At 71.8% G+C, this 20,656-nt stretch carries 14 protein-coding genes; 11 read left to right on the top strand and 3 right to left on the bottom strand.

What is annotated here, in order from left to right; all coding sequences use genetic code 11:
• Window positions 1-144 precede the first annotated feature (144 nt).
• The 6 genes from miaA to hflX all read left to right on the top strand — a co-directional run bounded on the left by miaA (window position 145) and on the right by hflX (window position 8,507).
• A complete protein-coding gene (gene miaA, locus B100_RS0117140; RefSeq protein WP_024885660.1) occupies window positions 145-1,083 on the top strand; it encodes a tRNA (adenosine(37)-N6)-dimethylallyltransferase MiaA in 939 nt (312 codons plus the stop codon).
• Window positions 1,084-1,191: 108 nt separating this feature from the next.
• A complete protein-coding gene (locus B100_RS0117135; RefSeq protein WP_024885659.1) occupies window positions 1,192-1,695 on the top strand; it encodes a hypothetical protein in 504 nt (167 codons plus the stop codon).
• Window positions 1,696-1,760: 65 nt separating this feature from the next.
• On the top strand, window positions 1,761-2,630 hold the full coding sequence (dapF, locus tag B100_RS0117130) for a diaminopimelate epimerase (RefSeq protein ID WP_024885658.1): 870 nt from the start codon (window positions 1,761-1,763) through the stop codon (window positions 2,628-2,630).
• Between the two features lie 296 nt (window positions 2,631-2,926).
• The gene (locus tag B100_RS0117125) at window positions 2,927-5,125 is read left to right on the top strand and encodes an HD domain-containing protein (RefSeq protein WP_024885657.1); all 2,199 of its coding nucleotides are present in this window, start codon (window positions 2,927-2,929) and stop codon (window positions 5,123-5,125) included.
• A gap of 131 nt (window positions 5,126-5,256) precedes the next feature.
• The gene (locus B100_RS0117120) at window positions 5,257-6,855 is read left to right on the top strand and encodes a M1 family metallopeptidase (RefSeq protein ID WP_024885656.1); all 1,599 of its coding nucleotides are present in this window, start codon (window positions 5,257-5,259) and stop codon (window positions 6,853-6,855) included.
• Between the two features lie 158 nt (window positions 6,856-7,013).
• Window positions 7,014-8,507, top strand: coding sequence for a GTPase HflX (gene hflX, locus B100_RS0117115; RefSeq protein ID WP_024885655.1), 1,494 nt, complete (start codon window positions 7,014-7,016; stop codon window positions 8,505-8,507).
• Window positions 8,508-8,945: 438 nt separating this feature from the next.
• Here the strand turns inward: hflX and B100_RS0117110 are convergent, their stop codons facing one another.
• Window positions 8,946-10,169 carry a hypothetical protein gene (locus B100_RS0117110; protein ID WP_024885654.1) on the bottom strand — a complete coding sequence of 408 codons (1,224 nt, stop codon included), beginning with the start codon at window positions 10,167-10,169 and terminating at the stop codon, window positions 8,946-8,948.
• 476 nt (window positions 10,170-10,645) lie between these two features.
• Here B100_RS0117110 and B100_RS0117105 point away from each other — a divergent pair, with 476 nt between their 5' ends.
• Window positions 10,646-12,616: an ATP-dependent DNA helicase gene (locus B100_RS0117105; protein WP_024885653.1), complete on the top strand. Its 1,971-nt coding sequence runs from the start codon at window positions 10,646-10,648 to the stop codon at window positions 12,614-12,616.
• Between the two features lie 381 nt (window positions 12,617-12,997).
• On the opposite strand, the gene lexA is transcribed toward B100_RS0117105, so the two are convergent.
• Complete coding sequence (gene lexA, locus B100_RS0117100) at window positions 12,998-13,777, bottom strand: transcriptional repressor LexA (RefSeq protein WP_024885652.1); 780 nt, start codon at window positions 13,775-13,777, stop codon at window positions 12,998-13,000.
• 550 nt (window positions 13,778-14,327) lie between these two features.
• Between lexA and nrdR the strand changes: the two genes are divergently transcribed.
• From nrdR to B100_RS0117085, 3 genes are all read left to right on the top strand, one after another.
• On the top strand, window positions 14,328-14,885 hold the full coding sequence (gene nrdR / locus B100_RS0117095; protein WP_024885651.1) for a transcriptional regulator NrdR: 558 nt from the start codon (window positions 14,328-14,330) through the stop codon (window positions 14,883-14,885).
• A 166-nt stretch (window positions 14,886-15,051) separates the two neighbouring features.
• Complete coding sequence (locus tag B100_RS0117090) at window positions 15,052-17,946, top strand: vitamin B12-dependent ribonucleotide reductase (RefSeq protein WP_024885650.1); 2,895 nt, start codon at window positions 15,052-15,054, stop codon at window positions 17,944-17,946.
• A gap of 183 nt (window positions 17,947-18,129) precedes the next feature.
• Window positions 18,130-19,254, top strand: coding sequence for a hypothetical protein (locus B100_RS0117085; RefSeq protein ID WP_024885649.1), 1,125 nt, complete (start codon window positions 18,130-18,132; stop codon window positions 19,252-19,254).
• 101 nt (window positions 19,255-19,355) lie between these two features.
• Here B100_RS0117085 and B100_RS0117080 read toward each other — a convergent pair whose 3' ends face one another.
• Window positions 19,356-19,889, bottom strand: a complete 534-nt coding sequence (locus B100_RS0117080) for a TerD family protein (RefSeq protein ID WP_024885648.1) — start codon at window positions 19,887-19,889, stop codon at window positions 19,356-19,358.
• Between the two features lie 155 nt (window positions 19,890-20,044).
• Here B100_RS0117080 and B100_RS0117075 point away from each other — a divergent pair, with 155 nt between their 5' ends.
• Window positions 20,045-20,650: a YdbC family protein gene (locus B100_RS0117075; protein ID WP_064751475.1), complete on the top strand. Its 606-nt coding sequence runs from the start codon at window positions 20,045-20,047 to the stop codon at window positions 20,648-20,650.
• Window positions 20,651-20,656 lie beyond the last annotated feature (6 nt).

Here is a 20,656-nt window from a genome sequence, read left to right as displayed (position 1 = left end):
CGTAGCCCGGTGTGTCCATTCGTGTGAGCCGGGCGAACGCCACCGTGATCCGGCGGCAGGAACCTCGAACGGGCAACGACCCGGTGGACCCCGCGTCACGTAACCCGTTCGAGAGCGGCCCCGGAGGTTTGGGAGACTGGATCGGTGAGCAGCGCACCCCCCGCCCCCCACGTCATCGCCGTCGTCGGACCCACTGCGGCCGGAAAGTCCGATCTGGGCGTTTTCCTGGCCCAACGGCTCGGCGGGGAGGTCGTCAACGCCGACTCCATGCAGCTCTACCGGGGGATGGACATCGGCACCGCCAAGCTGACGCCCGAGGAGCGCGGCGGCGTCCCGCACCACCTGCTGGACGTCTGGGACGTCACCGAGGCCGCCTCCGTCGCCGAGTACCAGCGGATGGCCCGGGAGCGGATCGACGCGCTGCTCGCCGAAGGGCGCTGGCCGGTCCTGGTCGGCGGCTCCGGCCTGTACGTCCGCGGAGCCGTCGACAACCTGGAGTTCCCCGGCACCGACCCGGAGGTCCGGGCCCGGCTGGAGGAGGAACTCGCGCTGCGCGGTCCGGGAGCGCTGCACGCCCGGCTCACCGCGGCCGACCCCGACGCCGGCCGGGCGATCCTGCCGAGCAACGGCCGCCGCATCGTCCGCGCGCTCGAGGTCATCGAGATCACCGGACGTCCCTTCACCGCCAACCTCCCCGGCCACGACTCGGTCTACGACACCCTCCAGATCGGCGTCGACGTGGCCCGCCCCGAGCTGGACGAGCGCATCGCCCGCCGGGTCGACCGGATGTGGGAGGCGGGGCTCGTCGAAGAAGTGCGCGCACTCGAGGCGCAGGGGTTGCGCGAGGGGCGTACGGCCTCGCGCGCCCTCGGCTACCAGCAGGTGCTCGCCGCGCTGGCCGGGGAGTGCACCCTGGAAGAGGCACGGACCGAGACCGTCCGTGCCACCAAGCGCTTCGCGCGCCGTCAGGATTCATGGTTCAGGCGCGATCCCCGGGTGCACTGGTTGAGTGGGGCCGCGGCGGACCGGGGGGAACTTCCGCAGCTCGCGATGTCGTTGGTCGAACGACCGGTTACAGCCTGATCACGTCCTGGCATCGGGACGCCCAGGCCGTCATCCGGGCCTGTGACGCCGTGCCATCATCAAGCTTCGATCGACCAGTGGAGTCCTAAGTTGGGAGGGCGCGTGGCGATGGAGGCCGGCCCTCGCGACACCGCACACAGCACGGAGCACCTCGCCACCGAGCGGGACGCCCCGGAGCAGGAGACCGACCGTCTCAGCCCTGATGGGCCCGACGAGACGCAGGGCGGTGTGACCGACGACGGTCCCGAGCCGGAGGAGATGTTCGCCGGTGGGGACGAGGTCGAGGTGGAGCTGCGCCCGCAGCGCCGGCTGCGCGTCTGGCAGCTCGCCCCGATCGTCGGGCTGGGCGCGCTGGGATCCCTGATGTTCGCCTTCCCGCTCGCCTTCGACTTCGGCGACAGCGGCGCGGTGATCGCCATGCTCGGTCTGCTGATCTGCTCCTGCGCGGCCGGCTGGGGCATGATGGCCGCCCGCAAGGTCGGTTACACCTGGCCGGGCCTGCCGCCCCGCGGCTCCGGACGCGCGTCGGACTGGCGGGTCGTGGTCGCCTACGCCGTGATGGTGGTGGCCGTCGTGGCCCTCGCCGTGTGGCGGGTCGCCCGCCTGCGCTGACCTCCCCGGTCCCCGTCGTCCACAGGCGGCGGCGTCCCCTCACGGTCACGCCGTAGGATCGAGGAATGAGCACGCGGATCGCCTTCCTCAAGGGACACGGCACGGAGAACGACTTCGTGATCGTCCCGGACCCGGAGAACGCCGTCGACCTGCCCCCGGCGGCCGTCGCCGCCCTGTGCGACCGGCGCGCGGGCGTCGGCGGCGACGGGCTGCTGCACGTGGTGCGGTCCGCGGCCCACCCCGAGGCGCGCTCCATGGCGGACCAGGCCGAGTGGTTCATGGACTACCGCAACGGCGACGGCTCGATCGCGGAGATGTGCGGCAACGGCGTGCGCGTCTTCGCCCGCTACCTGCAGCGCGCCGGGCACGCCGCCGAGGGCGACCTCGCCATCGCCACGCGCGGGGGAGTGAAGACCGTGCACCTCGCCAAGGACGGCGACATCACCGTCGGCATGGGCCGGGCGCTGCTCCCCGAGGGCGGCGTCACCGTGAGCGTCGGCGAGCGCGACTGGTCCGCGCGCAACGTCAACATGGGCAACCCGCACGCCGTGGCCTTCGTCGACGACCTGGCCGACGCGGGCACCCTGTTCACCCCGCCGCCGTTCAGCCCGCCCTCCGCCTACCCGGACGGCGTGAACGTGGAGTTCGTCGTCGACCGCGGCCCGCGGCACGTGGCCATGCGGGTGCACGAGCGCGGCGCCGGCGAGACCCGCTCCTGCGGCACCGGCGCCTGCGCCGTCGCCGTGGCCACCGCGCGCCGGGACGGCGTCGACCCGCGCGTCACCGGCCTCCCGGTGACCTACACCGTGGACCTCCCCGGAGGCACCCTGGTGATCACCGAACGGCCGGACGGCGAGATCGAGATGACCGGTCCCGCGGTGATCGTCGCCGAGGGTGTGATCGAGGCCGAGTGGCTGGAGAGCGCCCTTGGCTGACCGGAGCCGTACATGATCTCCCGGCCCGCGGCCCGTCCGGCCGTCGAACCGCAGGGCAGGCCGGGTGCGCGGCTTCGAGTTCATGGCAGACGGCCCACCCGATGGCGTGAAAACGACCTTGAACGGCCCGTCGCTCTTTGGAGTGATCCGTTTCACGCTGAGCCGGAGGCGGCCGGTCGGACCGGGTGCGGCTCGGTAGCATCAAGCACCGGCCCGGACGGGGGAGCGACGCCGTCCCCCAGGCCCGAGTCCGCCCTGGGGCGCCGTCCGCCGGATCCACGCAGCCGGAGGTGCTCATGAACGCGGAGGCCGCGAAACCCGCGACCCCGGGCCCGATGACGTCGACCCACGTCACACCCGCCGGGGCGCGCCGGAAGTCCCGTCCCCGGCTCGACCTGCGCCGGCTGGGCCGCGCCGCGCTGCTGGGACCGACCGCCCGTGACCGGCTGCCGGACGCCATCGGACATGTCGTCGAGGCGCACCGCGCCCACCACCCCGACGCCGACCTCGAACCGCTGCGCCGCGCCTATGTGCTGGCCGAGTCCTCGCACCGGGGACAGATGCGCAAGAGCGGCGAGCCGTACATCACCCACCCGCTCGCCGTCACCCTCATCCTGGCCGAACTCGGCGCCGAGGCCACGACGTTGACCGCCTCGCTGCTGCATGACACCGTCGAGGACACCGACGTCACGCTCGAGCAGGTGGGCAAGGAGTTCGGCGAGGAGGTCCGCTATCTCGTCGACGGCGTCACCAAGTTGGAGAAGGTCGACTACGGGGCCGCCGCGGAGCCCGAGACCTTCCGCAAGATGCTGGTCGCCACCGGGAACGACGTCCGCGTGATGTCGATCAAGCTCGCCGACCGGCTGCACAACATGCGCACCCTCGGCGTGATGCGCCCCGCCAAGCAGGAACGCATCGCCAAGGTGACACGTGACGTGCTCATCCCGCTCGCCGAACGGCTCGGTGTCCAGGCACTCAAGACGGAGCTGGAGGACCTGGTCTTCGCCATCCTCCACCCCGAGGAGTACGAGCGGACACGGGAGTTGATCCTCCGCAACGCGGCCCGCGAGGACGACCCGCTCGCCGACGTCGCCGACGACGTGCGCAAGGTGCTCCGGGAGGCCGACATCCCGGCCGAAGTCCTCATCCGGCCGCGCCACTTCGTGTCCGTGCACCGGGTCTCCCGCAAGCGCGGCCCGCTGCGCGGCGCCGACTTCGGCCGACTGCTGGTCCTGGTGAACGAGGACGCCGACTGTTACGGCGTACTGGGCGAGCTGCACACCTGTATGACGCCGGTGGTCTCGGAGTTCAAGGACTTCATCGCCGTCCCCAAGTTCAATCTGTACCAGTCGCTGCACACCGCCGTCGCGGCGACGGACGGTCAGGTCGTCGAGGTGCTCATCCGCACCCACCAGATGCACAAGGTCGCCGAGGCCGGGGTCGTCGCCCTCGGCAACCCGTACGCCGCTCCGCCGGAGGAGCAGACCGCGGGCGACGGCGAACGCGTCGACCCCACCCGGCCCGGCTGGCTCTCCCGGCTGCTCGACTGGCAGCGGGCCGCGCCCGACCCCGACACCTTCTGGTCCACGCTGCGCGAGGACCTCGCCCAGGACCGTGAGATCACCGTCTTCCGTCCCGACGGCGGCACCTTGGGCCTGCCCGAGGGGGCGACCTGCGTCGACGCCGCCTACGCGCAGTACGGCGAGGACGCCCACGCCTGCATCGGCGCCCGGGTCAACGGCCGGCTGGCGACGCTGAGCACCGTCCTCAAGGACGGGGACACCGTGCAGCTGCTCATGGACCAGGACGCGGCCTCGGCGCCGTCCCGGGAGTGGCTGGAGCACGCGCACACACCGGCGGCCCGGATCGCCATCCAGCGCTGGCTCGCCGCTCACCCCGCGCAGGAGGCCCCGGCCGCCTCGGACGCCGAGCCGGCGGTCCGGCTGCGCGCGGACGAGCCGGCGGCCCCGCGGCCCTCCGACGCGGACCGTTCCCCGGCCCCGCAGGCGCCCGAGGCCGGAGAGGCGGACGCCGACGGTTCCGCCGCCCAGGTCCTGGTCGACCGGGCGGACGCGACCGTACGGCTGGCCGGCTGCTGCACACCCGTACCGCCCGACGACGTCACCGGCTTCGCCGTGCGTGGGGGAGCGGTCACCGTGCACCGCACGGGGTGCCCGGCGGTGGCGCGGATGAAGAGCGCGGGCCGCGCCGAGGTCGGTGTGCGCTGGGGGGAGGGCGCCGAGTGCCGGGTCACCCTGGTGGCGGAGTCGTTCGTGCGGCCGCATCTGCTCGCGGACCTCACCGAGGCGATGGCCACGGAGGGCGCCGAGATCGTCTCCGCGACCGTCGAGCCGCCGGACCGGCAGCAGGTGCGCCACACCTACACCGTGCAGATCCCGGACGCCGCCCAGCTGCCGGCCCTGATGCGCGCCATGCGCAACGTCGCCGGTGTGTACGACGTGAGCCGGGCCCAACCGCAGGCACCGGGCGTCTGAGCCCGCACGTTCCGGCCGCCGTCGACGGTGACGGCACCCGGCGTACGCACGACTGTGGTGTGATTACCCGATCGGGTGGGTCGGGAGCGCGCCGCCGCAGCAGCACCCCCGCGCGCTGATAGCCGTGAGGCATGCCGCTCACCTCCTCCCCGCTGCCCGGGCACGACCACCGCCCCCCGGCGCCCGGCCCGGCGCGCGCCCGTCGCCGGCGGACCGCCCCGGCCCTGCTCGCCTCCGCCGTCGGTGTCTGCCTGGTCGCCGCGAGCGCCCCCGCCGAACCGCTCGGCATCGGCGACCCGCTCTTCCCCCACCTCGGCAACCCCGGCTACGACGTCCAGGCGTACGACCTCACCCTCACCTACCCCGGCGCCAACGACCGGCCGCTCGACGCCGTCACCACCATCGACGCCCGCATCACCGCCGACCTGGACCGGATCAACCTCGACTTCGCCCACGGCACGGTCCACTCGGTCGAGGTCGACGGCGCACCGGCCGCCTTCACCGGCGCGGGCGAGGACCTGGTGATCACCCCTGGCGACGACCTCGACCGGGGCGAGTCGGTGCGCATCACCGTCCGGCACACCAGCGACCCGCGCCCCGGAGACCGCGAAGGCGGCTGGGTGCGCACCGCGGACGGCCTCGCCATGGCCAACCAGGCCGACGCCGCCCACCTGGTGTTCCCGGGCAACGACCATCCCTCCGACAAGGCGATGTTCACGTTCCGGATCACCGTCCCGGACGGTTACACGGCCGTCGCCAACGGCCTGCCCACCGCCGTCGACCGCACCACCCGCGCGACCACCACCTGGACCTACCGGACCCGTAATCCCATGGCGACCGAGCTCGCCCAGGTGTCCATCGGCCGCTCCACCGTGCTGCACCGCGCAGGACCTCACGACCTGCCGCTGCGGGACGTCGTCCCGACCGGGCAGCGCACGGCGCTCGAACCGTGGCTGGCGAAGACCCCGGCACAGATCGCCTGGATGGAGGAGAGGGTCGGACGCTACCCGTTCGCCACCTACGGCCTGCTGCTCGCCGAGGCCTCCACCGGCTTCGCGCTGGAGACCCAGACGCTCTCCCTCTTCGAACGGGACCTGTTCACCGACCCCGCCCTCCCCGCCTGGTACGTCGAGTCGATCATGGTGCACGAGCTGGCCCACCAGTGGTTCGGTGACAGCGTCACCCCCCGCACCTGGTCCGACCTGTGGCTCAACGAGGGCCACGCCACGTGGTACGAGGCGCTGTACGCCGAGGAACGCGGGGGCCGGTCCCTGGAGGCCCGGATGCGGGCCGCGTACGAGTCCTCCGACGGCTGGCGCGCGGCGGGCGGCCCGCCCGCCGCGCCCGAGCCGCCCGACCCGGGCCGCAAGATCAGCATCTTCCGCCCGGGCGTCTACGGCGGGGCCGCACTGGTGCTCTACGCGCTGCGCCAGGAGATCGGACAGGCCGCGTTCGACCGGCTGGAGCGCGAGTGGGTCTTCCGGCACCGCGACGGCAACGCCACCACCGCCGACTTCGTGAAGCTGGCCTCCGAGGTGGCCGGCCGCGACCTCACCGGCTTCCTGCACCCCTGGCTCTACGCCGCCGAGACGCCGCCCATGCCCGGCCACCCGGACTGGCGGTCCGCGGACCGGTCCGTGGACACCACCCCGGGACCGGACACGCGTGAACTGCGCTACGGCCACCTGCCCGGCCCGCACGGGCATCGGCCCGACCCGGAAGGGGAATAACACGGTGACGAGACGTGCCGTACCGTGCGACCATCGTCGGGTCCGCGCGACAGGGGAAACGGGAATCTCCCGGGGTACCCGGACGTTGTGGACAGTGACGGAGGGCCGCTCGGCCGGCTCCGTCGCCGCAGACGGCAACCCAACGACGTAAGGACCCAATGACCTCCTCTTCTTCCCCTTCCCAGGACACACAGCGCTTCGCGCACAGCCACCCCGAGGGTCTTCGGGCCGATGCCCTGATGGAAGAGGACGTCGCCTGGAGTTTCGAGATCGACGGAGAGCGGGACGGCGAACAGTTCGACCGCTCCGAGCGTGCGGCCCTGCGCCGCGTCGCGGGCCTCTCCACCGAGCTCGAGGATGTCACCGAGGTCGAGTACCGGCAGCTCCGCCTGGAGCGCGTGGTGCTCGTCGGGGTGTGGACCTCGGGCACCGCGCAGGACGCCGAGAACTCCCTGGCGGAGCTCGCGGCCCTCGCCGAGACGGCGGGCGCCCTCGTCCTCGACGGCGTGATCCAGCGTCGTGACAAGCCGGACGCGGCCACCTACATCGGCTCCGGCAAGGCCGAGGAGCTGCGCGACGTCGTGCTCGAGTCGGGCGCGGACACCGTCATCTGCGACGGTGAGCTCAGCCCCGGCCAGCTCATCCACCTCGAGGACGTCGTCAAGGTCAAGGTCATCGACCGTACGGCCCTGATCCTCGACATCTTCGCCCAGCACGCCAAGTCCCGAGAGGGCAAGGCGCAGGTCGCCCTCGCGCAGATGCAGTACATGCTGCCGCGGCTGCGCGGCTGGGGTCAGTCGCTGTCCCGGCAGATGGGCGGCGGCAAGGGCGGCGGTCTCGCCACGCGTGGTCCCGGTGAGACCAAGATCGAGACGGACCGGCGCCGGATCCGCGAGAAGATGGCGAAGATGCGCCGGGAGATCGCGGAGATGAAGACCGGCCGCGAGATCAAGCGCCAGGAGCGCAAGCGCAACAAGGTGCCGTCCGTGGCCATCGCGGGCTACACCAACGCGGGCAAGTCCTCGCTGCTCAACCGCCTCACCGGCGCGGGTGTGCTGGTCGAGAACGCCTTGTTCGCCACCCTCGACCCGACCGTGCGCAGGGCCGAGACCCCGGGCGGCCGGCTCTACACGCTGGCCGACACCGTCGGCTTCGTCCGGCATCTGCCCCACCACCTGGTCGAGGCGTTCCGCTCCACCATGGAGGAGGTCGGCGACTCCGACCTGATCCTGCACGTGGTGGACGGTTCGCACCCGAACCCGGAGGAGCAGCTCGCCGCCGTGCGCGAGGTGATCCGGGACGTCGGCGCCACCGGCGTGCCCGAGATCGTCGTGATCAACAAGGCCGACGCGGCGGACCCGCTGACGCTCCAGCGGCTGCTGCGGGTGGAGAAGCGCTCCATCGCCGTCTCGGCCCGCACCGGCCGGGGCATCCCGGAGCTGCTCGCGCTGATCGACGACGAGCTGCCCCGCCCGTCGGTGGAGATCGAGGCGCTCGTGCCGTACACCCACGGCAAGCTGGTCGCCCGGGCCCACGACGAGGGCGAGGTGATCTCCGAGGAGCACACCCCGGAGGGCACCCTGCTCAAGGTGCGGGTGCACGAGGAACTGGCGGCGGAACTCACGCCGTACGCCCCCGCGACGGCCGGCTGATCCGGACACGCACACGACGAAGGCCCGCCCCCGCACACCAGCGGGGGCGGGCCTTCGCCATGCGCGGTCCCCGAAGCGCCGAGGCCGATCGCCGGTTCCGGAGGCGCCGTCCATGTCCTGCGGCCTGGCCGCCACTCGTCGTGGCGGACGACGTCACGGGCCGCGCCGGGCGGTGCGCACGGCAGCCGAGTTGCGCATCGCCGACCTTGTACACGGCACCGGCGCCACCGCGGCCGAGGTGGCCGAGGCGGAGTTCCTGGCCCCGACGCGACCTTCCGTTTCCTGCGGACCGACGGGAAAGTCCTCAGGGACGCACGCGCCGCCGGCCGTCCGGCACCGACGTCGAACCCGTCGGTACGGCCGTGAACGGGCGACGCGGGCACCGTGCCGGCCTGCCCGGCCCGGGGTGCGCGGCGGCACCCGGGGCGGACGGTCCGGTCACTGACCGGCGAACTTCTCGCTGACCGCCTCGTACACGCCCTTGGCCTCGCCGCCGAGCCGCGGTCCGGCCAGCCAGCCGGACGTCACCGGGCCGATCGAGGTGTTGGACACCAGCGCCGGCTCCCCGTCGGAGCCCGTCGCGATCCAGCCGCCGCCGGAGGAACCGGCGGTCATGCTGCAGCCGATGCGGTACATCGTCGGGTCGGACGCCGTGAGCGACAGCCGGCCCGGCTTGTCCTCGCAGTTGAACATCGTCTGACCGTCGTACGGCGGCGCGGCCGGGTAGCCGGTCGCCGTCATCTCCTCGATCTTCGGCACCGCGGGGGCGTTGAAGTCCACCGGCATGGCCGAACCGACCGTCTCCTCCAGCGACTTGCCGTCGCCGCCCTTCTCCGGCGTCACATGGATGACCGCGAAGTCGTAGGACGCGCCGTCACCGCCCGTGGCACCGCCCTGCTCGATCCACTGGTCCGAGGTCTGGGCCCAGTCGCCCCACCAGACACCGTAGGGAGCGATCTGCTCCTTGGTGGCACCCTCGATCTCCTTGGCCGACATACCCGAGTCGTTGTACGACGGCACGAAGGCGATGTTGCGGTACCAGCCGCCCTTCTTGCCCGCGTGCACGCAGTGGCCCGCCGTCCACACCATGTTGGACTTGCCGGGGTTGGCCGGGTCCTCCACCACGGTCGCCGAGCAGACCATCGTCCCCTCGGGCGAGTCGAAGAGCAGCTTGCCCGCGGTGGGCGCGTTCTCGTGGTACGACGGCGCCACGGCCTTCGCCTGCACCGGGTCCGGCGTCGGGTCGGTCACGCCCTGGTCGCCGGAGATGTCGTTCTCGTCGACCTCCGGCTGGTCGGGCTCATCGGCGTCCCGCATGCGGTCCGGGTCCCACAGGCCCTCGATGATCGGGTTGACGAAGTCCTGCGCCTCGCGCAGCCACTTGTCCTTGTCCCAGTCCTTCCAGGCGCCGTCCCGCCACTTGTCGAGGTCGATCCCGTGCTCCTTGAGCCGGTCCGCGATGTCGTCCGGGATCTTGAGCTTGCCGTCGTCGGCGGCGGCCGTCGCGGAGGTGTCGGCGCTCGCGTCGGTGTCACCCGACTCGCAGGCGGTCGTGGTCAGGGCGAGCGCGGAGGCGAGCGCAACCGCCGCCAGGACGGGGGAGGTTCTCCGTGACCGCCTCCCCTCGCGACGAGCGGTGGACGACGGCCGTATGGATCGCATGATCTGAACTCCCCCTGGAATGAACGAATGTGGTGCTGAGGCCGTCTTCACGGGCGACCGGGACAGGTCGCCTGGCCGCTCCGACGGCTTTCGGGAACGGCATCACACACTAGGGGTTCGCTGTGGGGGCCGTCCGACGGAACGGCAACGGTTCGGCTACAAGGCGTCTGACCAGGCCGGTCGTGTGTGGATCTCGTGGAGCGGGGGCTTGAGGGAGAGGGGCGTGGTAGCGGCGACCGTCTCCCGGGCGCCGCGCGGGGCACCCGTGAGGGCCGCTGCCGGATCGGGGCTGGAGCGCTGCCGGGGGCGTTGCCGGACTGTGCGCGCCGGGCGCACGCGGGGCGGCGCCTCGGGGTACGGGGAGGCGCTCCGGGGGCGCGGATGCCGTGTCCGGCGGGCTCCGGGGCGCCGGTCGCCTCCGCCGCCCTCGGCGTCCGCGCACGTTTGTCGGTGGGGGGCCGTAGGGTGGTCGCGCTATGACAAAGCCCTCACTCCCCGAACTCCTGCATGCTGCCGTCACTGCCGTCGGCGGCACGGAGCGCCCCGGTCAGGTGGCCATGGCCGAAGCCGTCGCCGAGGCGATCGACGACGGCGCCCATCTGCTCGTCCAGGCCGGCACCGGCACCGGTAAGTCCCTGGGCTACCTGGTGCCCGCGCTCGCACACGGGGAGAGAGTCGTCGTGGCCACGGCCACCCTGGCGCTCCAGCGCCAGCTGGTGGAGCGGGACCTTCCGCGCACGGTGGACGCGCTTCACCCGCTGCTGCGCCGCCGCCCGGAGTTCGCGATGCTCAAGGGCCGCTCGAACTACCTGTGCCTGCACCGGCTGCACGAGGGCGTGCCGCAGGACGAGGAGGAGGGCCTCTTCGACCAGTTCGAGGCGGCCGCCCCCACCAGCAAACTGGGCCAGGACCTGCTGCGGCTGCGCGACTGGTCGGACGAGACGGAGACCGGAGACCGGGACAACCTCACCCCGGGCGTCTCCGACCGGGCCTGGTCGCAGGTGTCGGTGTCCTCGCGGGAGTGCCTGGGCGCCACGAAGTGCGCGTACGGCGCGGAGTGCTTCGCGGAGGCCGCCCGCGAGCGCGCCAAGCTCGCCGAGGTGATCGTCACCAACCACGCGCTGCTCGCCATCGACGCCATCGAGGGTGCGCCGGTGCTGCCGCAGCACGAGGTGCTGATCGTGGACGAGGCGCACGAGCTGGTCTCCCGGGTCACCGGGGTGGCCACCGGTGAGCTCACCCCGGGGCAGGTGAACCGCGCGGTGCGCCGGGCGGCGAAGCTGGCGAACGAGAAGGCCGCCGACCAGCTGCAGACGGCCGCCGAGGGCTTCGAACGGCTGATGGAGCTGGCCCTGCCCGGCCGCCTCGAGGAGATCCCGGAGGACCTCGGCTACGCGCTCATGGCGCTGCGCGACGCCTGCCGCACGGTGATCTCCGCCATCGGCGGCACCCGCGACAAGTCGGTGCAGGACGAGGACGCGGTCCGCAAGCAGGCGCTGGCCTCGGTGGAGAGCGTGCACGACGTGGCGGAGCGGATCACCAACGGCTCCGAGTGGGACGTCGTCTGGTACGAGCGCCACGACCGTTTCGGGGCCTCGCTGCGGGTGGCGCCCATGTCGGTCTCGGGGCTGCTGCGCGAGAAGCTGTTCACCGACCGCTCCGTCGTGCTCACCTCGGCGACGCTGAAGCTGGGCGGCGACTTCAACGGCGTGGGGGCGTCCCTGGGGCTCGGCCCCGAGGGCGCCGAGGGCGAGGACCTCCCGCAGTGGAAGGGGGTGGACGTCGGCTCGCCGTTCGACTACCCCAAGCAGGGCATCCTGTACGTCGCCAAGCACCTGGCCCGCCCCGCGCGGGACGGTGACCGCGCGGACATGCTGGACGAGCTCACGGAGCTGATCCAGGCGGCCGGCGGGCGCACCCTGGGGCTGTTCTCGTCGATGCGGGGCGCCCAGCTCGCCGCGGAGGAGCTGCGGTCACGCATTCCCGAGTTCCCGATCCTCCTCCAGGGGGAGGAGACGCTCGGCGAGCTGATCAAGAACTTCGCGGCCGATCCCCGGACGTGCCTCTTCGGCACGCTGTCGCTCTGGCAGGGAGTGGATGTCCCGGGGCCCAGCTGCCAGCTGGTGGTCATGGACAAGATCCCCTTCCCGCGTCCGGACGATCCGCTGATGAGCGCCCGCCAGAAGGCGGTGGAGGAGGCGGGGGGCAACGGCTTCATGGCGGTGGCCGCGACGCACGCGGCGCTGCTGATGGCCCAGGGCGCGGGCCGCCTGGTCCGCGCCTCGGGGGACCGGGGCGTGGTCGCGGTCCTTGACCCCCGCCTGGCGACGGCCCGCTACGGCAGCTACCTGAAGGCGTCGATGCCGGACTTCTGGTACACGACGGACCGCAACCAGGTGCGGAAGTCCCTGTCGGCGATCGACGCGGCGGCGAAGCAGGCGGAGTAGGCGGGGCCTGGCCGCCCCGCCCTCCCCAGCGGGGGTGCGGACTCACGCCCCCGGCGAGCGGAGGCGGGCCCAGGGTGCGCCATGGCCAAGGCGACCGGAGACGCCAGCGGGCCCGCCCAGGGCCGCCTCGGGCGCTGGAGGTGGCGTGCGGCACCCGGAGGTGCCGCGAGCACCGCCGGCCGTGTGCGGCGCCCGAGGCGCCGCCGGCGCCGACCGGGCGTGTGTGGCACCCGGGGGGGCACCGCCGGCACCGCTGACTCCAAGGTCCGGGGCGCCGCTGCGGCGCCCCGGACAGCACAGGACCCCGGAACCGGCGCAGGGGTTCCGGGGCCCGGTCGGTGTGCGGGGCGGGCCGGGGGCGGCCCGGCGTCCCGCCGGGCGTCAGACGCGGCGCAGTACGGCCACCACCTTGCCGAGAATGGTCGCGTCGTCACCGGGGATCGGCTCGTAGGCCGCGTTGTGCGGGAGGAGCCACACATGGCCGTCCTCCCGCTTGAAGCGCTTGACGGTCGCCTCGCCGTCGAGCATCGCGGCCACGATGTCGCCGTTCTCGGCGACCGGCTGGCGGCGGACCGTGACCCAGTCGCCGTCGCAGATCGCGGCCTCGATCATGGAGTCACCCACAACCTTCAGCACGAACAGCTCACCGTCACCGACGAGCTGCCGGGGCAGCGGGAAGACGTCCTCGACGGACTCCTCGGCGAGGATCGGGCCACCGGCGGCGATCCGGCCGACCAGGGGGACGTACGACGCGGCGGGCTTGCCCGCGGTGTCCGTCGGCTGCACGGAGGCGGCCTGGTCGGAGCCCCGCACCTCGTAGGCGCGCGGGCGGTGCGGGTCACGGCGCAGGAAACCCTTGCGCTCCAGCGCCATGAGCTGGTGCGCGACGGAGGAGGTGCTGGACAGCCCGACGGCCTGGCCGATCTCCCGCATCGACGGCGGGTAGCCCCGGCGCTGCACCGAGTCCCTGATGACCTCGATGACCCGGCGCTGGCGATCGGTGAGTCCGGAGCTGTCCGCCCGGATGCCGGGAGGTCGGCCCGGCAGGGAGCGCTTGTGCGCCTCGGGATTCGTGGCTTCGTTCATCGCATGCACCGGCTCGATGCGGCCCTGGGAGCGGTCCTGGGCAGTGATGGCGGCACTGTCTGCGGTGGTGGTCACGTCGGCCCCTCTCGATGGTCTCCCTGCAGCACAACGGTAGATGCTTTCGAAAGGTTGCGCCAAACACACGTTCGAGTGAAAAATCGCGAATTGCGGTACGCGTTCTTTCCTCGACGTGTATTGGTCGCCACGCTTCCTGCCGGACAAACGGGCCATTTGTTGTACTCTTCACCGCCGAGGTCCCCGCCGGGGCGGCGGCCTCGCGGCGTGCGGACTCAGTCTGCCATCGTGGGCCTCGCGGCGCGTGAGGCGGCCCCGCCCTCTTCCGGAGTGACACGCGCCCTCCGCGTAACCGGCACGCCTTCTCCCCGACGGGCAGCCCGACGGGCAGAACTCCCGGGCTCGTCTTCCCGCTTCGGCGCGCGACACGCGTGCGGGCCTGAATGTATGAGCCAATCCCCACATCTAGTGGTTGGATTGCGGCAGCAGCCCAGAAGTTGTGGTCCCCCCGGTCTCCGAGGCCCCCGCGATCGCCTATGCTGGTGCTGCTTCGTGAGGCCCCTGAGGCCCGACGAGGCCATTGAGTCTGCTGTGAGGAGGGTTGGAATCCATGCACTGCCCCTTCTGCAGGCACTCCGACAGCCGTGTCGTCGACAGCCGTACGACCGACGACGGCACGTCGATCCGCAGGCGCCGCCAGTGTCCGGACTGCTCCCGTCGTTTCACGACCGTGGAGACGTGTTCGCTCATGGTGGTCAAGCGGTCGGGAGTCACCGAGCCGTTCAGCCGCACCAAGGTCATCAACGGTGTGCGCAAGGCGTGCCAGGGACGGCCCGTCACCGAGGACGCCCTCGCCCAGCTCGGGCAGCGGGTCGAGGAAGCGGTGCGGGCCACCGGGAGCGCCGAGCTGACCACCCACGACGTGGGACTGGCCATACTCGGCCCCTTGCAGGAGCTGGACCTCGTGGCCTACCTGCGGTTCGCGTCCGTCTACCGGGCGTTCGACTCGCTGGAGGACTTCGAGGCCGCGATCGCGGAACTCAGGCGGGCGGAGCGGCCCGCCGCTGAGGACGGGGGCGGCGACGGGACCGCCCCGGGGAGCCCGGAAGACGACAGCGGACGGACGGGGACCACGCAGGTACCCGCGCCCGCTCCCGCCGCCGGCTGAACGGCGATCCGGCCCCGGGCGCGCGGCCCGGGGACCGGTTCGGCCGGCGGCGATGAGAAGACCTGTTGCGGGCAGGTGAGTGGGTGCCCGCAGCATCAGACAGAACACCGTGCCACGGGAACAATCGGGGCACTTCAGGGCGTTTTCGCCCGTACAGGGAGGCGGCATGACAGAGACGGCGAGCGGTCCGGCACGGAGTTCCCGAGCCAAGGCGACCAAGCCCGGCAAGGGACTGCGGGTCGAGCGCATCCACACCACCCCTGGAATCCACCCGTACGACGAGGTGGCCTGGGAGCGCCGTGACGTCGTCATGACCAACTGGCGCGACGGCTCGGTCAACTTCGAGCAGCGCGGCGTGGAGTTCCCCGACTTCTGGTCGGTGAACGCGGTCAACATCGTCACCAGCAAGTACTTCCGGGGTGCCGTCGGCACCCCGCAGCGCGAGACCAGCCTCAGGCAGCTGATCGACCGCATCGTGAAGACGTACCGGAAGGCCGGCGAGGACAACAAGTACTTCGCCTCGCCCGCCGACGCCGAGATCTTCGAGCACGAGCTGGCCTACGCCCTCCTGCACCAGATCTTCAGCTTCAACAGCCCCGTGTGGTTCAACGTGGGCACGCCCCAGCCGCAGCAGGTCTCCGCCTGCTTCATCCTGTCCGTCGACGACTCCATGGAGTCGATCCTCGACTGGTACAAGGAAGAGGGCATGATCTTCAAGGGCGGCTCCGGCGCCGGCCTGAACCTCTCCCGGATCCGCTCCTCCAAGGAGCTGCTCTCCTCCGGCGGCAACGCCTCCGGCCCGGTCTCCTTCATGCGCGGCGCCGACGCCTCCGCCGGCACCATCAAGTCCGGTGGGGCCACCCGCCGCGCCGCCAAGATGGTCGTCCTCGACGTGGACCACCCGGACATCGAGGACTTCATCGAGACCAAGGTGAAGGAGGAGGAGAAGATCCGCGTCCTGCGCGACGCGGGCTTCGACATGGACCTGGGCGGCGACGACATCGCCTCCGTCCAGTACCAGAACGCCAACAACTCGGTCCGCGTGAACGACGAGTTCATGGAAGCGGTCGAGAAGGGCGGCAAGTTCGGCCTGCGTGCCCGCATGACCGGCGAGGTCATCGAGGAGGTCGACGCCAAGGCGCTCTTCCGCAAGCTCGCCGAGGCCGCGTGGGCCTGCGCCGACCCGGGCATCCAGTACGACGGCGTCATCAACAACTGGCACACCTGCCCCGAGTCCGGCCGGATCACCGCGTCGAACCCGTGCAGCGAGTACATGCACCTGGACAACACGTCCTGCAACCTCGCCTCGCTGAACCTGATGAAGTTCCTCAAGGACGACGGCAAGGGCAGCCAGTCGTTCCAGACCGAGCGCTTCCAGAAGGTCGTCGAGCTGGTCATCACCGCGATGGACATCTCGATCTGCTTCGCGGACTTCCCCACCGAGAAGATCGGTGAGAACACCCGCGCCTTCCGCCAGCTCGGCATCGGCTACGCCAACCTCGGCGCCCTGCTGATGGCCACCGGTCACGCCTACGACTCCGACGGCGGACGCTCCCTCGCCGGGTCCATCACCTCCCTGATGACCGGCACCGCCTACCGCCGTTCCGCGGAACTCGCCGCGATCGTCGGCCCGTACGACGGCTACGCCCGCAACGCCGACGCCCACAAGCGCGTCATGAAGCAGCACTCCGACGCCAACGGCACGGCCGTCCGCATGGACGACCTGGACACCCCGGTGTGGGCCGCCGCCACCGAGGCCTGGCAGGACGTGCTGCGCCTCGGGGAGAAGAACGGCTTCCGCAACGCCCAGGCGTCCGTGCTCGCGCCGACCGGCACCATCGGCCTGGCGATGTCCTGCGACACCACCGGCGTCGAGCCCGACCTCGCGCTGGTCAAGTTCAAGAAGCTGGTCGGCGGCGGCTCGATGCAGATCGTCAACGGCACCGTCCCGCAGGCCCTGCGCCGCCTGGGCTACCAGGAGGAGCAGATCGAGGCGATCGTCGCCCACATCGCCGAGAACGGCAACGTGATCGACGCCCCCGGTCTCAAGCCCGAGCACTACGAGGTGTTCGACTGCGCCATGGGCGAGCGCGCCATCTCCCCGATGGGCCACGTCCGCATGATGGCCGCGATCCAGCCCTGGATCTCCGGCGCCATCTCCAAGACGGTCAACATGCCGGAGACGGCGACCGTCGAGGAGGTCGAGGAGATCTACTTCGAGGCCTGGAAGCTGGGCGTCAAGGCGCTCGCCATCTACCGCGACAACTGCAAGGTCGGCCAGCCCCTCTCCGCCAAGACCAAGGAGAAGGAGAAGGCCGAGGTAACGGAGAAGGCCGAGGAGACCATCCGCGCCGCGGTCGAGAAGGTGGTCGAGTACCGCCCGGTCCGCAAGCGCCTGCCCAAGGGCCGCCCCGGCATCACCACCTCCTTCACGGTGGGCGGCGCCGAGGGCTACATGACCGCCAACTCCTACCCGGACGACGGTCTCGGCGAGGTCTTCCTGAAGATGTCGAAGCAGGGCTCGACGCTCGCGGGCATGATGGACGCCTTCTCCATCGCCGTCTCGGTGGGCCTCCAGTACGGCGTGCCGCTGGAGACGTACGTCTCGAAGTTCACCAACATGCGCTTCGAGCCGGCCGGCATGACGGACGACCCGGACGTGCGGATGGCGCAGTCGATCGTCGACTACATCTTCCGCCGCCTGGCGCTGGACTTCCTGCCCTTCGAGACGCGCTCCGCGCTCGGCATCCACTCCGCCGAGGAGCGCCAGCGTCACCTGGAGACCGGCTCCTACGAGCCGACCGACGACGAGGTCGACGTCGAGGGCCTCGCCCAGTCGGCCCCGCGCGCCCAGGAGCTGAAGGCGGTCGCCGCGCCGAAGGCCGAGACCGAGGCGGCCAAGCCCGCCCCGAAGCAGGCCCACACCAGCGCCGAGCTGGTGGAGATGCAGCTGGGCATCCAGGCGGACGCCCCGCTCTGCTTCTCCTGCGGTACGAAGATGCAGCGGGCCGGCTCCTGCTACATCTGCGAGGGCTGCGGCTCGACCAGCGGCTGCAGCTGACGCGATGCGCCGTTGAGGCGTAGAACTCCTGCCCAGGGCGGTGGAGCCGGTTCCCCGGCTCCACCGCCCTCGGCGTCCCGGCCCCGGCCGCTGGGCGACGCCGCGCCCAAGGACTTGTCGCCGAAACGCCCGCCGTGGAATGCTCCCGCCCATGATCAACAGAATCGAGTCTCCCGCGCACCGGTGAGCGCCACGTCAGGGGCCGGGAACGCCGGCACCCCCGTCACGCTGTTCCAGCACGCGCTGCGGCTTCACCGACTGACGCCCGACGCGCCTCTCTTCCGTGGCGGGGAACCCTTTCCCGACGCCGACGGGCGTCCTCGCCGCCGGTCGGCACTCCCGTACGACCCCGACGCCGGGGCCACCCGGGCCGCCGAGATCCTCTCCGCCCACTTCGCGGACGACCGCGCTCCGTCGCTTCGGCTGGTCCGGGAACTGCGCGATGTCCCGTTCCCCTCCCGGCGCGACGAACGCATCAGGGCTGTCGCTGCGGAGGCACCGGCGGCCAGGGTCCGGGAGGCCGGCCGCCTGCTGGTCCGGTACGGGACCGAGCCCACCCCCGTCGCCGTTGGACTCGCCCTGCTCACCGAGGTCGCCACGGCGCGGGACATCCCCCTGATCCAGACCATCGGGCTCCTGTCGGCGCCCTTCGGTTCTGCGGCGGTCATGGCTCTTGACCGCCTGCCGGGCGGCGTGGAGGCGCTGATCTGGCTGGCGGAGCGGGTGACCGTCTGGGGCCGGGTCCACGCCGTGAACCGGCTTCTCCGGCGCGTGGACGACCATCCGGCCGTCCGGCCCTGGCTGCTGCGCAGGGCCGTCGACGGGGATCACCTCAACGCCTACTTCGCGGCCGAGGTGGCCCGGGCGACCGCGCTCCACGAGGTCGTCGCGCGGTCCGGGGACGACGCCGAGGTCGTGGACCACGCGGGGCGGCTGCTCCATGTCATGAAGCACTGCGAGGGCATGGGGACCTCACTCCGCCAGTACGAGCACGCGGTCACGGTGATGGAGGCCCATGTCTGCCACATCAAGGTCCTGGGGCCGACGCCCGAGCGCTATTTCACGGCGGCGAGTCTGGTCGAGTACCTGAGCGCGCAGACACCCGCCTGGTCCGACCACCCCACGGTGAGCGCGAGTTGGGAACGGGTCCGGATGTCGTACCTCGACCTCACCGACCGCGCGGACTGGTGCGACGTCGCGCGGGAGGGACTCGCGGCCGGGGACTGGCGGATGACCTGGCTGGCGGGCTCCATGGCACCCGAACTCGACCTGCGTGCCTTCCGCGACGGCCGTGACGGCGAGCCGTGATCGTGGTGCCGGGCGTGACGCGTGGGGGAACCCACGCGGGGGGTGGCACCGGGTCACCCGTGCCACCGCCCGCCGCGTACCGCTCCTCGTCGTGCCGTCGCTCAGGCCCGGCGGGCCGCGCCCATTTCACGGGTGAAGTCCGCCGGATCGCCGTCGAAGCCCTGTACGCCGGGGCGGAACTCCCAGGGCCCGGACCCTTCCCGCACGAACTCGCCGACGATCGCTGCCGTCGCGCCCAGCACACCGCCGAAGTCGTCCTCGGCCAGGACGTCGTAGCCCTCGCGGATGCGCAGCCCCGGGTTGCCCACCCCGGAGAAGGTCCGCGGAGCCTGCAGCTGCTGGATGACGACACCGACCAGTACGCGCCCGTACCGCTCGTCCAGGCGGTCCAGTTCCAGCGTCATGACCTCGTCGTATCCGAAGCCCTTGCCGTCCTGGCTGTCCCGGTCGAGCGTGATGGTGCCGTCGGGGGAGCGGCTGTCGAAGTGCACCACGTAGGCGGGTTCGCCGTTCGGGGCGTCCGCCAGGTAGGGCGCGGCGACCAGATCGAGGTCGGTGGAGGGCTCTCCCGTCGGACTCGGATCCCACCGCAGCGCGATCTCGACCTTGCTGATCCCCTTGCTGAGGCCGTTCACCAGTTGTCCCCTTCCTCGTGACCGTCCTGCCGGCACCCCAACTGCCGCGTCTTTCCGGCAGATTGTCCATCCTGCCACGCATGCGCCACCGGGCGCCGGGGTGCAGTCGATGCGAGGGCCAACGGTGTTGAGCTCCCTGGCCTTACGATGGCGCGGTGCTGGTCAAGTGGATTCGCTGCACCGTGGTGGACCGTCGGGGGTTCGAGCGGGCGCAGCGGAAGTGGGCGGGGCTTCTGGGGGAGCCGGGGTTTCGCGCGCAGGGCGGAGGCTGGAGCCGGGGGCGGCCGGACGTGGCGCACATCTTCTCGTTCTGGGAGAGCCGGGCCTTCTACGACTCCTTCATGGCCCGGTCCCACGACCGGCTCGCCTCCTCCCAGGCCGGCACCTTCAAGGACGCCCAGGTCAGGCTCTTCGACCACCGTTTCGACGTGAAGACGGGGTTCGAACCCCGTTTCACCGACGCCGATCTGATCAGGGTCGCGCTGTGCCGCGCGCACGAGGAACGCGCCGAACACTTCGTCCTCATGCAGGAGAAGGTGTGGAACCCGGCCATGGCCGGATCGCCCGGCATGGTGCGGGGCCTGTTCGGGGAGGCACCGGGCAGCGAGTACATGATCCTGTCCATGTGGCGGTCGGCCGCCGAACACGGGAAGTACCGCACCGAGCGCGTGGAGCGACTGGCGTTGCGGGCCCAGACGGAGGCGGACGTCGCGGCCCTCGCGGGGGACATCGTCGACATGGAGTCCGCCTGGACGGTCTGAGACCGG

Source organism: Streptomyces sp. CNH189, assembly GCF_000527195.1.
Note: the sequence above shows the minus strand (reverse complement) of the source record. Positions and strands in the feature narration are given on the sequence as shown.